Raw genomic sequence first — 14,285 nt, 5'->3', positions numbered from 1 at the left:
GGTCCGGCAGGCCGCGGCGGCAGCGCCGCCGCGGTCGGTACTGGGTCAGCTGGCTTTCTTCAGCGCCCAGGTGGTGCCGAGGACTTCGATCTTGCCACCGGCCTTGCGGAACGCTGCCAGGTCCGAAGCGATCGAATCGCTGCTGACCACGGTGCTGGCGGCCGCGCCCTTGCGTTCGCTGCGGATGCTGTTGCTGGCCTTCGCGGGGGTCTTTGCCTTGCGGGGCATGGTTGCTCCTGTCAGGTGGAAGGGGAGGAAAGCGCCCAGGCGTCGGCCTGGCGCAGGTAGTCCTGCCGCTCGCGGCGGCAGTCATCGCCGCCCATCGAAAACTGGCGGCAGATCGCCGGGCGCTGCGAATAGATCGTGCAGCGCAGGTGATAGGGATCGATCGCCGCGCACCAGCCTTCCTCGTTGCGCGCCATCACGGCACGGCCGTGGGTGTCGCGTGACAGGAACTGGCCAGGCACGTGGTCGCCGGGCTGCAGCAGCACGGGCAGCCGGCAACAGACCGCGTCACAACGGCGGCAGTCGATGGGTGCAGGTGCTGCGTCAGGTTGTAAGGCCACAGGGGCCTGGCGGGTGCCCAAAGCGGGTCTCGATGGCGGCTCAGGTGCTGCGCGGACCATGAACGAGCCAGGAAGGCATGGCCGCTAGGCCCGCAGGGCGGGCCAGGCTGCACCGTGGACACACACCGGCGTGGCCGGTGGAAGGTGCAGCAGGGTTCTAGCCGACCAAGAGTAACTTAGACCGCGTAACGTTTTGTTAATCCTGGCTGGCTGCCGCCAACGCCAGGCCCTGGACCACGCCCAGCGAGGGCTCGCCGTGGACCATGCGGGCCCCCGGGAAGGCCTCGGCCACGGCCTGGCGCAGGTAGCCGGCACGGGACATGCCGCCGGTCAGGAACACCGCATCCGGGTCGCCCCCGATGTCGCTGCGGACCTGGGCCAGCAGTTCCCGGATCTGCTCCAGGTAGCCGTGGGCGGCGGCGGCCAGGCCATCGGCGCTGCTGTCGGCATGCAGGTCGCGGGCGATGTAGTCCAGCGTGCTGCGGTGCTCGCTGGCGGCGCTGAGGGCGATCTTGGCGCGTTCGACATCGCGGTACAGGCGGGCGGTATTGCCGGTGTCCTGCAGGGCCTGCAGGCGCCCGCCCCACGGCTCGTCGACGTGATCGTATTTGTGCTGGCGGAAGTCGCGCTGGCGCGTCATGTCCTGCACGGTGGCTGCTTCCACATAGTGGTGGGCGGGCACGCGGGTGATGCCGCGGCCGAACAGCGGCATGTAGCTGGACAGGCTCAGCGCCAGATCAATGTCGGTACCGCCGCGGGCGATACCCCACGCGCGGTGGATACGCGGGGCGTCGTCGCCACCGACTTCGGCATGCGCGATATCGGTGGTGCCGCCGCCGATGTCGACGATCACCGCCTGGTGCCGCTCGCGGCTTTCGGCGTGGTAGTGCATGGCCGCCGCGGCGGGTTCTTCGAGGAAGTCGATCTGGTCGAAGCCGGCCTGGGTGGCGGCCTCGCGCAGGATATCCAGTGCCTGGTCATTGCCGGCCGCGCCGATCGAGCTGCGGAACTGCACCGGGCGGCCGAGCAGAGCGGCACGCAGCGGCTGGCCAAGCTGGGCGCTGGCGGTCAGGCGGATGTGTTCGAGGATGTGCGCGGCGATGCCGGTGATGGTCTGCTTCGCGCGTGGGTGCAGGTTGTAGCCCAGCATCGACTTCGGGCTCTGCACCAGGTTGCCTTCGTGTTCCTCGAAATAGGCTTCCAGCGCGTCGTCGCCGTAGACCGCGTTCTGCAGCAGGTCGCTGGCGCTGCGTTCCTTGCCGGCGCGGGCCTCCATCCATTCACGGCGCAGGGCGCGCAGGGCTTCACGGCGCAGCGCCTGCGGGGTGCGTTCCTGGCCGGCGGCACGGGCTGCACGCGCGGCGCTATCGATCATCTGCTGCAGCTGGTGTTCCTGGCCGTCGTCGAGCTGGAAGTCGTCCGGGTCGGGCACCACGCCGGGGAAGTACACGCTGGTGCGGAACTGTTCGGCGTCACCGAAACGGATCGGCAGCAGTTTCCCCTCATGCACGATGGCGGCGGCGGAGTTGCTGGTACCGAAGTCGATGCCGAGGCGCATGGGGAGTTCCGGGGGCGGTCAGGGGCCGCGCACTCTGCTGCAGTTCGCCGCCGACTGCAAGTTCCAGCGTCACGGCTGCTCCAGCCGTGGTCATGGCGGCGGCCGGGCACCTGCCAGGGAGCCGGGGCCCCGGACCGGGCGGTTACAATGGCGGCTGTTGATTCACTTTGAGGTACTTGCCGATGTCGTCTGTTCCCGCCTGCCCGCAGTGCACCCTGGAAAACACCTATGCCGATGGCGCGCTGTGGATCTGCGCCGATTGCGGTTTCGAATGGACCGCCGAGGAAAGTGCCGGTTCGGCCCTGGTCGTGCGTGACAGCAACGGCAATACCCTGCAGGCCGGCGACACCGTCACCGTGATCAAGGACCTGAAGGTGAAGGGGTCTTCGATCCCGCTGAAGCAGGGCACCGTGATCCGCAACATCCGCCTGGTCGAAGATGATGCCGAGCACATCGAAGGCAACTCGGACAAGATCAAGGGCCTGGTCCTGAAGACCTGCTTCCTCAAGAAGGCCTGATCGGTCTCAGCGCCTGGCCTGCTGCTGCGCGCGCCAGCGGGCCAGGCTGTCGAGCTTGGCCTGGTAGCGTGCCTGCTCCGTTGCACCACCCAGAAGCTGCGCGCGGGTCAGTTCACGGTCGGCGCGTTCAAGCTGCCCGGACAGGAAATACACGCGCGCCAGCCCGAAGTGGAACTGGTGCGCGGTGTCATACAGGCGCACGGCCTGCCGGTAATAGCGGATGGCTTCGGCCAGCTTTCCGGCCTGCTCGGCCTGCGTGCCCAGCATGTACTGCGCAAACGGGTCCTCACGCTGCACCGACTTCAAGCGTCGCTCCAGGGCCTTGGCCTGCGCATCCAGCCCAAGCTGCCGATACAGCGCGCTGGCATTGGTCAGCGCCGCATCCTGGCGACCGTCCAGGCGCAGGGCGCGGTCCAGTGCCTGCCGCGCCGCATCGGTGTTGCCCTCACGGTTGTCGAGCACACCCAGGTTGTTCCAGACCGAGGGGAATGCGCGATCCTGCACGACCGAGGCATCGAAGAACGCGCGGGCGCCGACGAGGTCTCCTTCGGCCATGCGTTCGGCACCTCGATTGTTGTAGAAATGGGCCAGTGCACGCGCGCGGCTGACCGGCTGCGGGCCGTGGCGGTCGTAGAGTACGTTGCGATCGAGGTCGACCGTGGCGTAACGCCCCGCGATCTCCACGCCCGCGTTGACGTGGCCCACACTGTAGACCACGCCGGCGTCCTGGTCCTGGTACCAGGACACGACCTGGCCGACTTCCTGAACGCGGGCCTGGATGCCAGCCTCGCGCGCCAGTGCCACGAACATCAGCGTAAAGGCGAGGCAGTTGGCGCGGCGCTGCTGCCAGACTTCGTCCACGGTGTAGGTCGCGTTCGCGTCGTACTGCAGGTCCAGCCCCTGGCGGCCGAAGATCATTTCCACCAGTGCCTGCAGCCGCTGCTCGCGCGATGAACTGCGGTCGATCACCTGCGCCTGCAGCATCGCGCGCATTGCGGGAGGAATCGCGAAGACCTGTTCCGGTGAGGGGACCTCCACCGGGGTGACGCTTCCGATGGGCGGGAGTGCATCGGTGCGCGGGTGGTCCTGTGCGCAGAGCGGCGCGGCCATCAAAGCGGCCAGGACCACGACGAAGATGCGGGCGGCAGGGCGGTACATGACAGTTCCCGGCAGCGGCGGGCGCTCCCGCCTGCAGCGAGTGTAGACCCGGCGGCGCCGCGCTGCAGTGACCGCTGGTCGGCGCGTGGCCGGTACGGCGTTTCATCCACAAGCGATGTGGACCAGCGCTCGACAAAGCTGTGGACAACCGCGTCCAGGCCTCACCGGGCAAGCGTTGTGAGTATGTGGTGAAAAAACCATCAGCTTGCCGCGGGGCTGCGCAGGCGGGATGATCCGGGTATGGATTTCTCTCCGCTGACGCTGGCTCCTGCGCAGTGGCAGGCGCTGCAGGACAGCTACGCAACGCCGCCCCGCGCCTACCACCACTTCGGACACGTACGCGCGGTGCTGCAGCACTGCCAGGACGTGGCTGACGGCCCGGGCTGGCAGAGGCCCGCCGAGGTGTACCTGGCCGTGCTCTACCACGACGCGATCTATGTGGCGGGCCGCAAGGACAACGAAGCGCGTTCGGCGGCGCTGGCCCTGCAGGCAATCGCACGGGCCCCGGAACTGGCCGGCGTCGACGCCGCGCGGGTCGAGCAGTTGATCCTGCTGACAGCCCGCCATGGCGATCTGGGCCCGGACGACGTTGATGCCGAGGCCGCGCTGTTCCTGGACTGCGACATGGCGATCCTGGCCGCGCCCGAGCCAGTGTTCGCCGCCTATGATCGTGGCGTGGCCGAAGAGTACAAAGGGGTCGTGCCGGGCTTCCTGTACCGCGCCGGGCGTCGCCGTTTCCTGCAGGGGCTGCTGCGGGCGCCGCGCATCTTCCTTAGTGACTTCTTCCACCAGCGCCTGGATGCGGCGGCTCGGGAAAACCTGCGTCGACAGCTGGCCCGCTGAGCTGGACCGGTACACTTGGGCCTGCTCTCACCGATTGTCGCTTCCCACTGTGTCCGTCCCTGATCCCGACCCCCGCCCGCTGCCCCCCGAAGAGCCCGGTCCCAACGAGTGCTGTGGCAGCGGCTGTCCGCTGTGCGTGCTGGATCTGTATGCCGATGAGCTGCAGCGCTATCGCAAGGCGCTGGCCGAGTGGAAGACGCGGCATCCGGAGGCAACGCCATGAGCCGTGCGCGTCCGGCGGCGGTGCTGGCACTGGTGGCGCTGCTGCTGTTCGTGACCACCGCGCTGTGGACCCAGGTCGCGCGCAGTGATCTGGACTGGGTGCGCGCAACCTTGAGCCTGTACCTGCACGGGCCGTGGAGCCTGGCATTGCGCGCTGCCTACTGCCTGCTGGCGCTGGCCATTGCGGCGCTTGGCATTGCGCTGTATCGCGGCAGCATCGGTCCGCGCCGCAGTGCGGCGGCGCCGCTGTTGTTCACTGTCTCTGCACTGGGGCTGGCGACGGTCGCCATCGGTGACAGCTGGCTGCCTGAAGCGACCCCGCTGCTGGCACCGTTCATCCATGGACTGGCAGCCAACACCGCGTTCCTGTGTGCCAGCGTCGGCATGCTGCTGCAGGCCTGGTACCTGCGCCGCGAACCGGGTTGGCAGTCCGCCGCGGGCCTGCTCTGGGGCTGGGCATGGCTGGCCTTCGTGCTGCTGTGGCTGCATGTGCTGTGGCGTGGTGGACCACCGCGTGGGCTGGGACAGAAAGTGGTGATCGCGGTGATCGTTGGCTGGCTGCTGTATCTGGCGATGGCCCTGTACCGGCGCAGCCGTCGGGCCGCAGCCCACTGAATCCCCAACGGCCTGCGCCGGTACGTGCCGTGCACGCGGCGGCGGCGTATCGTGTGCGCATTCCATCGGGGATGCGACATGAAGCGTGCAGGGCTGGGCAGGGCAATGGGTGTGGTTCTGGCGTTGGCAGCACTGCCGGCAATGGCGGCGGCCAACGTGCAGCAGTTCAGCCACGGGCGGTTCGAGCAGATTCCGGTGCACATGCCGGCTGGCACGCCGCAGCGTGTGGTGATCTGGTTCCATGAACCCACCTCCGGTGGTGATACCAGCCGCCTTCCGATCGAGGCCCTGCGTGCCGATGGCGCGATGGTGGCTGCCGTGGACATCGCGCATCTGCGCAGCGTCCTCAAGCGCGAGGGGAATCCGACCTGTTCGTTCGGTTCCGGCGACGTCGAGAACTTCTCGCGCTGGTTGCAGGCCTCCCTGCACCTGCCTGGCTACCACCTGCCGCTGGTCGGTGGTGATGGTGAAGGCGCCGAGATGGCCTACACGCTGGCCGCACAGGCCGACACCCAAGTGTTCGCCGGCCTGCTGACCACTGGCTTCTGCCCGGATCGCAGCCACGAGCGCATGGTCTGCGGCGATGGCGTGAAGCACAACAAGCTGCAGCCTGCCGAGTTGAATTCCCCGTGGCTGAGCGCCGCCGGCGACCATGGCTGCAAGGTTGGCGAGGCCAGCCGCTTCGTGCAGCAGGTGGCGATGGCACGCGAGTTCAAGCGCACCGCGCGCGGTGATGCTTCACCCGGCCTGGTGGCGGCGGCGCGGGTGATCGGCGCGCAGGCCGGCGTCAGCCTGGCACCGCCACCAGCCGCGCTGAAGGGCCTGCCGATAGTAGAAGTACCGGCGACTGGCAGCGGCGACACGCTGGCCGTGTTCGTTTCCGGCGATGGCGGCTGGGCCGGCTTGGACAAGGACGTGGCATCGTCGCTCAACGAGCATGGCGTGGCCGTGGTCGGCATCGACTCACTGCGCTACTTCTGGAGCGAACGCACGCCGAAGGGATTTGCCACTGACCTGCAGAAGATCATCGATCACTACCGCCAGCAGTGGCATCGCGACAAGGTGATGCTGATCGGTTTCTCGCAGGGTGCCGACGTGCTGCCGGCCACCATCAACCAGCTTGATGCCGGCACCCGTGAGGCGCTGGACCGTATCGTGCTGCTGTCGGTGGGCAGGAAGGCTGACTTCGAATTCCATGTCAGCAACTGGCTGGGCGGTGGCGGCGATGGTCTGCCGATCGCGCCGGAAGTGGCGAAGCTGCCGGCGGCGAAGACCCTCTGCGTGTATGGCGACAAGGATGACGACGCGCTGTGCCCCGGCCTGCCGGCCAACGACGGCGTGCAGAAGGTGAAGCTGCCGGGCGACCATCACTTCAATGGTGATTACGACCGATTGGCCGAAGTGATCCTCAAGGGCGGGGCGTAGCGCCGGGCCACGCCCGAACGCTGTCGCCGCCGTGTCGACCAAGGTCGACACCTACCGGGTGGCTTGCAGCGCCGGGCCATGCCCGGCGGCTCAGGGCTTCAGTTACGCCGCGGGTCCAGAGAGATCAGGCGCGTGGCATCCAGCAACGCGGCCGGCAGATGCATGCCGCCGGGTGCTGCCAGATAGCGCGGTCGCCACTGCGGGTCGAACTTCGACTTGAAGCGGCGCAGGCCACTGAAGCCATAGAAGCGTTCGCCATGCCGCGCGAGCAGGCCGGCCAGTCGGTTCCAGCGACCAGCAAGGCGATGCTGGGCCAGCCCGGACAGCGGCGCCATGCCCAGCGAGAAGCGCGCATAGCCCTGAGCGCGGCCCCACAGGAACAGCTCGATGAACAGGAAGTCCATCGTGCCCTTCGGTGCCTCGTTGACGTGGCGCATGAGGTCCACCGACAGCTCGGCACCGGCCGGTGCCTGCCACAGGTTGGCGAATGCCACGATCTGGCCCTCGGCTTCGACCAGCGCCACCGGGAAGCGCGCCAGGTAATCCGGATCGTAGCTGCCCAGCGAGAAACCCTTCTCGTCGCCGGCCTTATCTTCCAGCCACGCGTTGGAGATCGCGTGCAGGCGGGGAAGCAGGCTGGGAATCTCTTCCACCGGTGCCACGCGGAACGAGAGGCCCCCGCGCTTGCCACGGTTCCAGGCCTGGCGCAGATCGGCGCGTTCGCGGCCTTCCAGGCTGAAGTCGTGCAAGGGCACGATCGCTTCCTCGCCCAGCTTGACCAGGCCCAGGCCCAGGTCGAGATAGGTCTGCCAGTAGGTCTCGCCCACCTGGTAGAACACCGGGCGCAGGCCGAGCCGGTCAGCTTCCTCGCGGAAGCGCCATATCAGCGCGCGCGCCACATCAGGCGGGCCGACCGGATCGCCCATCGCGATCAGCGAACCGCCGTAGCGCTGCATCATCACGAAGCCCTGTTTCGCATCATCGCGCAGCACCGCCTTGTCGGCGGTCAGTACCAGGCAGGCCTGGGTATCGGTGGCACCGGCCAGTACCGGCGCCAATGATTGCAGCGTGGCCTCGTCGGCGGCTGGCAGCGGGCTGCGCGTACTGTGCAGCAGCCGCGCCAGGCCGAACATCACGAGCGCGATCGCCACCACCAGCAGCGCACGCAGCGCACGCGGTGCGTTGCCGGATATCGCAAACTGCCACCACAGCTCGTTCTGGTACTCGACATGGCTGTAGGTGAAGAACAACAGCCAGGTGACCGCCACCAGTACCAGGCCGAGGTTGCGCAGCCATGGCCACGACCATGCTTCATCGAGCAGCGCGCCCTGGCGGTAGAACTCGCGGCGTGCGGCCCACAGCGCCATCGCCACCAGCAGGGCGGAGACCGCGATCAACGGTTGGCCACCGCGCAGCCACAGTGGCAACGGGGTGATCACGCACACGGCCATCGCCAGCATCCATGCGGCATGGCTGCGCCGGGCCAGGCCCTGGCCGATCAGCAGCAGGGCGACGCCGCTGAGGCTGCCGATCAGATGGGACGTTTCCAGGATCGGCAGTGATGCGTTGACCAGGTGACGGCGCGGCGTGGGCAACGTGCCGTCGATGACCAGCGCAGCACCGATGCTGAACACCGCCAGCGCGATGATCTGCGGCAACCATGGGCGCAGCGCGTTCCAGCCGGCACGGGTTGCCCCGGCACTGGCCTGCAGCGGCTGGCGCAGCGCGGGTGCAAGCGCGAGCAGGGTGGCCAGCAGCAGGGGCAGCACGTAGTAGGTGACGCGGTAGATCAACGCCGCCGCCAGCACCGCAGCCGGTGCCACCTGTGGCAGCAGCTTCAGCAGGCTCCATTCGAACACGCCGAGGCCGGCGGGCACGGTCGAAACCAGGCCGGCCAGCGCCGCGACCAGGTACAGGCCGACGAAGCCGGGCAGGCCGGTCGGCGTCGAGTCCGGAAGCAGCACATAGAACGCGGCACTGGCCAGCACCAGCTCGATCACGCTGAGCACGGTCACCCCGATCATCGTGCGCCGGTCGGGCAGCCACAGCACATGGCCGAACACGCTGAACTGGCGTCCATCGCGGCCGACCAGCAGCAGGGTGGCCGCATAGGCCAGCAGCGCGACGATGCCGACCACGCGCACCGCATCCGGGTCCAGCGGCAGGGCAAGCGCCGCTGCCGCCGGTTCCATGCACAGCGCCACGCTGATCAGCAGCCACGCACCGAACACGAAGCCGAGCGTGCTCATCAGCACGACCTGGCCGATCTGCGCCAGGTCGAGGCCGGCAGTACGGTAGCCGCGCAGGCGCACCGCACCGCCGGTGAGCGCGGCAAAGCCCACGGTCTGGCCGAGCGTGTGTGCCAGGAACGCGGTGATGCCGATGCGCGCCGGATGCACGCGGATGCCGCTGCGGCGCAGGCCGATGGCATCAAAGCCGATCAGGCAGGCATAGCTGGCCAGGCCCAGCACGACAGTAAGCGCGATCTGCGTGCCACTGAGCTGGTGGAAGGCATGGCGGATGGCGCGGTAGCCGTTCTCATCGAACTCGTTGGCCAGGCCGTGCAGCGCCAACGCAAGGATCAGCAGCGGGATGACGATGGTGAGGACCCGCTTCCATGCCGGGGTGGAGGGAGCGGTGGCGGGGTCGGTGGTTTCGGTCATCGGCGCAAGGGTGCGTCAGGGAGGGCGAGGGCGGTGTCAATGCAGCCGTGGCGCATCGTGCGCCTGTCGCTGGCATTTGACCAGCGTTGCTGTCGGAAGCCGGTAGTGACCGTGTGTGGAGGGCTGCCCTGCACCCATCGTTGACCGGTTTGGAGGACAATGCAGGCCTGATCACCCGCAGGAGCCACGCCCATGATGGAGCGTTACGACGTTGGACCGCGCATGTCCGAAATGACCGTGTACAACAAGGTCGCCTATCTCTCCGGCCAGATTCCGGAAGACACCAGCCAGGACATCACCGGGCAGACCCGGCAGGTGCTGGCCGAGATCGACAAGCTGCTGGCGCTGGTGGCCAGTGATCGCCAGCACGTGCTGCGCGCCGAAGTGTTCCTGGCCGACATGGCCGACTTCGATGGCATGAACAAGGCATGGGATGAGTGGGTGGTGGAAGGTGCGACCCCGGCGCGCGCCACGGTCGAGGCCAAACTGGCCCACGCCGACTGGAAGGTCGAGATCGTGGTGACGGCGGCAGTGCCGTAACGGCAAGGTCACCTCCCAGCAGTGGAGGGGGGGGTAGAGTCGACTGTTAGTCGACTGTTAGTCGACTGTCGCGCGCAGCGCGGGGTTTTGCGCCGCCGGAACGAAGAGCAGTCGACTAACAGTCGACTCTACCCCGCCGCTCCGCCGGTTGGTCCGGTGGCTACGCTGGCACCAGCTCGATGCAGTCCACCGGGCACGGCGGGATGCACAGCTCGCAGCCGGTGCACAGATCGGCGATCACCGTGTGCATGTACTTGGCGCCGCCGACGATGGCGTCCACCGGGCAGGCCTGGATGCACTTGGTGCAGCCGATGCAGTCGGCTTCCACGATCAACGCCACCTGCGGCGCCTTGTGCTCGCCGCGCGAACGATCAAAAGGAATCGCCGGTACGCGCAGAACCTGGGCCAGCGCGCGTGCACCGGCATCGCCACCGGGTGGGCAGCGGTCGATGCCTGCCTCGCCGCGCGCCATCGCCTGCGCGTACGGTCGGCAGCCGTCGTAGCCGCATTGCCCGCATTGGGTCTGCGGCAGCAGGCGGTCGAGGCGTTCGGTCAGGGGCGGGATCAGGCTCATGCGTGGCGAAGGCTGCGCGTCGGGTTACTTCAGGGGTTTGCCGCGGAACCAGCGCTCGTGGGCCAGCGCCAGCATCGGCTTGTCTTCGGAACTGTCACCGTAGGCATGGATGCGCACGTAACGCGACAGATCGAACTGGCGACGGATGTGCTCGACCTTGCGCGGGCCACAGTCGCCACCGGCGTAACGGCCGGTCAGGCGTCCGTCCTGACATTCCAGCCGGTTGCAGATCAACTGCAGGCCCAGCTGCTCGCACCACGGCCGCAGGTACAGGTCCAGCGAGCCGGACACGATCACCACGGTGTGCTGCTGTTCCTTGTGCCAGCGGATCTGCTCCAGCATTTCCGGGCGCACCACATCGGGCAGGAACTCACGCGAGAAGCCGGCGGCCAGGGTGGCGATGTCGTCACTGTGGCGGTCGCTGAAGGTCAGGCGGGTGACGCGCGCGCGGATGCGTCCGGCCGAGATCAGCTTCAGCTTGTACGCGAGCAGCCACGGACCGACCTTCCACCACGCCTGCGCCAGCTGTTCGGCGGTGGCCACGCGGCGCAGGAAACGGCCATAGGTATCGCAGGTGGTCACGGTGTGGTCGAAGTCGAACAGCGCCAGTTCCATTCCGTTGCCTCCCATCGCGTTGCCTCCGCTGGCCAATGCTGCCGGCGGGCGCGGCCGAGGCCACGCCCGCTGCGGGCATCAGCGGACCGGCATGCCCGGCTGCGCGCCGCTGTCGGCGTCCAGCAACGCCAGCGCACCGCCGTCGAAGCCGGCCGACAGGATCATGCCTTCGCTCAGGCCGAAGCGCATCTTGCGCGGGGCCAGGTTGGCGATGAACACCACGCTGCGGCCGACCAGCTTCTCCGGCTCGCCGTAGCTGCCACGGATACCGGAGAAGATCTGGCGCTTGCCCAGTTCACCTGCATCCAGCTCGAAGCGCAGCAGCTTGTCCGATCCTTCCACGAACTCGCAGACCAGCACCTTGCCGATGCGCAGGTCGAGCTTGGCGAAATCGTCGATGCCGATGTAGGCCGGCGCGTCGGCGCTCTTTGCTTCGTCCTTGGCCGGGGCCGGGGCGGCCGGCTTGGCGGCGGGGGCAGCGGCAGCCGCCGGCTGCAGGGTGTCCTTGGAGGCGTCGATCATGGCGTCAATCTTCTTCGGGTCGATACGGGTGAACAGCGGGGTGTAGTCGGTGATGCGGTGGCCCAGCAGCGGCTGTGCCAGTTCGGTCCAGTCGTTCACCGGCGCGGCCAGGAAGGCTTCGGCCTGCGCGGCGGTGGCCGGCAGCACCGGCTTCAGGGCGGTGACCAGTACGCGGAACAGGTTCAGGCCCTGGCTGCACACGGCTTGCAGCTGCGCGTCGGCGCCTTCCTGCTTGGCGATGACCCACGGCTTGACGTCGTCGATGTAGCGGTTGGCTTCGTCGGCCAGGGCCATGGTCAGGCGGATCGCCGCGGCCGGGTCGTTGCGCTCGTAGGCTTCACGGATCGGCGCCAGGCCGTCGACGAAGCGCTGGTACTGCGCTGCATCGGGCAGCTGCGCGGCCAGCTGGCCGTCGAAACGCTTGCTGATGAAGCCGGCGCAGCGGCTGGCCAGGTTGACGAACTTGCCGACCAGGTCGGCGTTGACGCGGGCGATGAAGTCACCCAGGTTCAGGTCGAGATCGTCGACGCCACCGCCGGACTTGGCGGCGTAGTAGTAGCGCAGCGCTTCCGGCTCCAGGCCGGCATCGAGGAAGGTACGCGCCATCACGAAGGTGCCGCGCGACTTGCTCATCTTGGCACCGTCCACGGTCAGGTAGCCGTTGACGTGCAGGCGGGTCGGCGCGCGGTGGCCGGTACCGTGCAGCACCGCCGGCCAGAACAGGCCGTGGAAGTTGACGATGTCCTTGCCGATGAAGTGGTGCAGCTCGGTGCTGGTACCGGCGCGCAGGTGCGCTTCGAAGTCTTCGCCGATCCTGCCGCACAGGGTCTGGAAGCTGGACAGGTAGCCGATCGGTGCATCCAGCCAGACGTAGAAGTACTTGCCCGGTTGGCCGGGAATCTGGAAGCCGAAGTACGGCGCATCGCGCGAGATGTCCCACGCGCGCAGGCCACCTTCGGCATTGAGCCACTCACCCAGCTTGGCCTTCACCCCCGGCAGGGCGACGTCGCCGGCCAGCCATTCGCGCAGGAACGCGTCGAAGTGGCCCACCTCGAAGAAGAAGTGCTCCGAATCGCGCATTTCCGGCGTGGCACCGGAGATGACCGAACGCGGTTCCTTCAGGTCGGTCGGCGCATAGGTAGCGCCGCACACTTCGCAGTTGTCGCCGTATTGGTCGGGGCTGCCGCAGTTCGGGCAGATGCCCTTGACGTAGCGGTCGGGCAGGAACATGCCCTTGGCCGGGTCGTAGAACTGCGCCACCGAACGGCGGCTGATGTGGCCGGCCGCTTCCAGCTTCAGGTAGAACTGCTCGGTCAGCGCCTTGTTAGCCGCCGAATTGGTCGAGTCGTAGTGGTCGAAGGCCACGCCGAAGGCGGCGAAGTCACGTTCGTGGCTGGCCTGGATGTTGGCGATGAAGGTTTCCGGGGTGACCCCGGCCTTTTCCGCGGCCAGCATGATCGGCGTGCCATGGGTATCGTCGGCGCAGACGAACCAGGCCTTGCCGCCACTCATTCGCCGCGCACGCACCCAGATGTCGGCCTGGATGTAGCCGACCAGGTGGCCCAGGTGCAGCGGGCCGTTGGCGTAGGGCAGGGCGGTGGTGACGAGCGCGGTACGGGTCATGGTCGCGGGGTGAAGCCGAGGGGAACCGCAGAGTATCGCATGCCTGCAACGAGGTGACCCGGCCGAGGCCGGGTCACGGGGATGAAGCAGGGGCCGGGGCGCTTATTCGCGCTGCCAGGTCTGCGCGCGGCAGATGAAGGCGATGCAGCCGGACACGTCCAGCCTGGTGCCGCCGGGCTGCAGTTCCATCTTCGACTTGTAGGTCTTGCCGTTGGCCGGGTCGAGGATGGTGCCACCGGACCACTTGTTGGCGCCGTCGGCCTTCAGGTTCCAGAGGATGGTCATGCCCTTCACCGGCTTGTTCCTGTTGGCGCCTTCACAGCCGTCACAGACCGGGTTGGGGCCCTTGTCCGAGTGCAGGATGTCGACCACCTTGCCGGTCAGGGTGCCGTTGGCGGCCTGGGTGATCTCGACGATCGACTTCACCTTGCCGGTCTTGTCGTCGATGGTCTTCCAGCGGCCGGCGGCGCCGTCGGCGGCCTGCGCCGAGAGCGCGGCCAGGCACAGCGGCAGTGCCAGCAGCAGGGTCTTGAAGGTCTTGCGCATGGTCCCCTCCCAGGGTTCATTCCGGCACGATGCCGGTACGGGTCGACTGTATACCCATTCGGCGGGGTATGGGGAAGGGGGGGGCTTTGCAGGGCTGCGCCCTGCACCCGCGGGGGCAACAGCAACTGCAACACCAACAGCGGGCTATCCGTGGGATGGCGGGGTGGGTCCGGTTGCGGGGGGCGCTGCAAGTCCCCCTCCGGGGCCCGGCCCAGCCGCTGGCGGCTGTGCGTTCGGGCGCTTGCGAAGCAGTGCTTCGCAAGCAAAGCGCCCTCACCCATGTAAGCTCGGTCGCCG

General features: G+C 67.9%; 15 protein-coding genes. 6 read left to right on the top strand and 9 right to left on the bottom strand.

Going from position 1 to position 14,285, the window contains the following annotated elements; genetic code table 11:
• Positions 1-45 precede the first annotated feature (45 nt).
• From AC5P6X_RS20785 to AC5P6X_RS20775, 3 genes are all read right to left on the bottom strand, one after another.
• The gene (locus tag AC5P6X_RS20785) at positions 46-228 is read right to left on the bottom strand and encodes a hypothetical protein (RefSeq protein WP_005410566.1); all 183 of its coding nucleotides are present in this window, start codon (positions 226-228) and stop codon (positions 46-48) included.
• Between the two features lie 11 nt (positions 229-239).
• Complete coding sequence (locus AC5P6X_RS20780; RefSeq protein ID WP_053462562.1) at positions 240-533, bottom strand: YkgJ family cysteine cluster protein; 294 nt, start codon at positions 531-533, stop codon at positions 240-242.
• A gap of 229 nt (positions 534-762) precedes the next feature.
• Complete coding sequence (locus AC5P6X_RS20775) at positions 763-2,124, bottom strand: Hsp70 family protein (protein WP_012480950.1); 1,362 nt, start codon at positions 2,122-2,124, stop codon at positions 763-765.
• A 182-nt stretch (positions 2,125-2,306) separates the two neighbouring features.
• Here AC5P6X_RS20775 and AC5P6X_RS20770 point away from each other — a divergent pair, with 182 nt between their 5' ends.
• Positions 2,307-2,642, top strand: a complete 336-nt coding sequence (locus AC5P6X_RS20770; protein WP_049451003.1) for a zinc ribbon domain-containing protein YjdM — start codon at positions 2,307-2,309, stop codon at positions 2,640-2,642.
• Positions 2,643-2,648: 6 nt separating this feature from the next.
• On the opposite strand, the gene AC5P6X_RS20765 is transcribed toward AC5P6X_RS20770, so the two are convergent.
• A complete protein-coding gene (locus tag AC5P6X_RS20765; protein ID WP_099605867.1) occupies positions 2,649-3,800 on the bottom strand; it encodes a transglutaminase-like domain-containing protein in 1,152 nt (383 codons plus the stop codon).
• A 240-nt stretch (positions 3,801-4,040) separates the two neighbouring features.
• Here AC5P6X_RS20765 and AC5P6X_RS20760 point away from each other — a divergent pair, with 240 nt between their 5' ends.
• From AC5P6X_RS20760 to AC5P6X_RS20745, 4 genes are all read left to right on the top strand, one after another.
• Positions 4,041-4,643, top strand: a complete 603-nt coding sequence (locus tag AC5P6X_RS20760) for an HD domain-containing protein (RefSeq protein WP_005410561.1) — start codon at positions 4,041-4,043, stop codon at positions 4,641-4,643.
• 34 nt (positions 4,644-4,677) lie between these two features.
• Positions 4,678-4,866 carry an oxidoreductase-like domain-containing protein gene (locus tag AC5P6X_RS20755; protein ID WP_012480947.1) on the top strand — a complete coding sequence of 63 codons (189 nt, stop codon included), beginning with the start codon at positions 4,678-4,680 and terminating at the stop codon, positions 4,864-4,866.
• Positions 4,863-5,480, top strand: coding sequence for a DUF998 domain-containing protein (locus AC5P6X_RS20750; protein WP_088436151.1), 618 nt, complete (start codon positions 4,863-4,865; stop codon positions 5,478-5,480). The genes AC5P6X_RS20755 and AC5P6X_RS20750 overlap by 4 nt, the downstream gene beginning before the upstream one ends.
• A gap of 78 nt (positions 5,481-5,558) precedes the next feature.
• Positions 5,559-6,905 (top strand): virulence factor family protein, encoded by a 1,347-nt coding sequence (locus AC5P6X_RS20745; RefSeq protein WP_171039710.1) that lies wholly within the window; start codon positions 5,559-5,561, stop codon positions 6,903-6,905.
• 98 nt (positions 6,906-7,003) lie between these two features.
• On the opposite strand, the gene mprF is transcribed toward AC5P6X_RS20745, so the two are convergent.
• Positions 7,004-9,568 (bottom strand): bifunctional lysylphosphatidylglycerol flippase/synthetase MprF, encoded by a 2,565-nt coding sequence (mprF, locus tag AC5P6X_RS20740; protein ID WP_329757051.1) that lies wholly within the window; start codon positions 9,566-9,568, stop codon positions 7,004-7,006.
• Between the two features lie 192 nt (positions 9,569-9,760).
• Between mprF and AC5P6X_RS20735 the strand changes: the two genes are divergently transcribed.
• On the top strand, positions 9,761-10,108 hold the full coding sequence (locus AC5P6X_RS20735; RefSeq protein WP_005410556.1) for a RidA family protein: 348 nt from the start codon (positions 9,761-9,763) through the stop codon (positions 10,106-10,108).
• A 160-nt stretch (positions 10,109-10,268) separates the two neighbouring features.
• Here the strand turns inward: AC5P6X_RS20735 and rnfB are convergent, their stop codons facing one another.
• The 4 genes from rnfB to AC5P6X_RS20715 form a co-directional block, all read right to left on the bottom strand.
• Positions 10,269-10,682: an Rnf electron transport complex subunit RnfB gene (rnfB, locus tag AC5P6X_RS20730; protein WP_049454082.1), complete on the bottom strand. Its 414-nt coding sequence runs from the start codon at positions 10,680-10,682 to the stop codon at positions 10,269-10,271.
• Positions 10,683-10,706: 24 nt separating this feature from the next.
• Positions 10,707-11,297, bottom strand: a complete 591-nt coding sequence (locus tag AC5P6X_RS20725) for an HAD family hydrolase (protein ID WP_049451011.1) — start codon at positions 11,295-11,297, stop codon at positions 10,707-10,709.
• 78 nt (positions 11,298-11,375) lie between these two features.
• Positions 11,376-13,442, bottom strand: coding sequence for a methionine--tRNA ligase (gene metG, locus AC5P6X_RS20720; protein WP_049402327.1), 2,067 nt, complete (start codon positions 13,440-13,442; stop codon positions 11,376-11,378).
• 102 nt (positions 13,443-13,544) lie between these two features.
• Positions 13,545-13,988, bottom strand: coding sequence for a DUF2147 domain-containing protein (locus AC5P6X_RS20715; RefSeq protein WP_005410552.1), 444 nt, complete (start codon positions 13,986-13,988; stop codon positions 13,545-13,547).
• Positions 13,989-14,285 lie beyond the last annotated feature (297 nt).

It is taken from the genome of Stenotrophomonas sp. YJH_SMC_40, from assembly GCF_059368615.1.
This window is presented reverse-complemented; position numbering and strand designations above follow the sequence as displayed.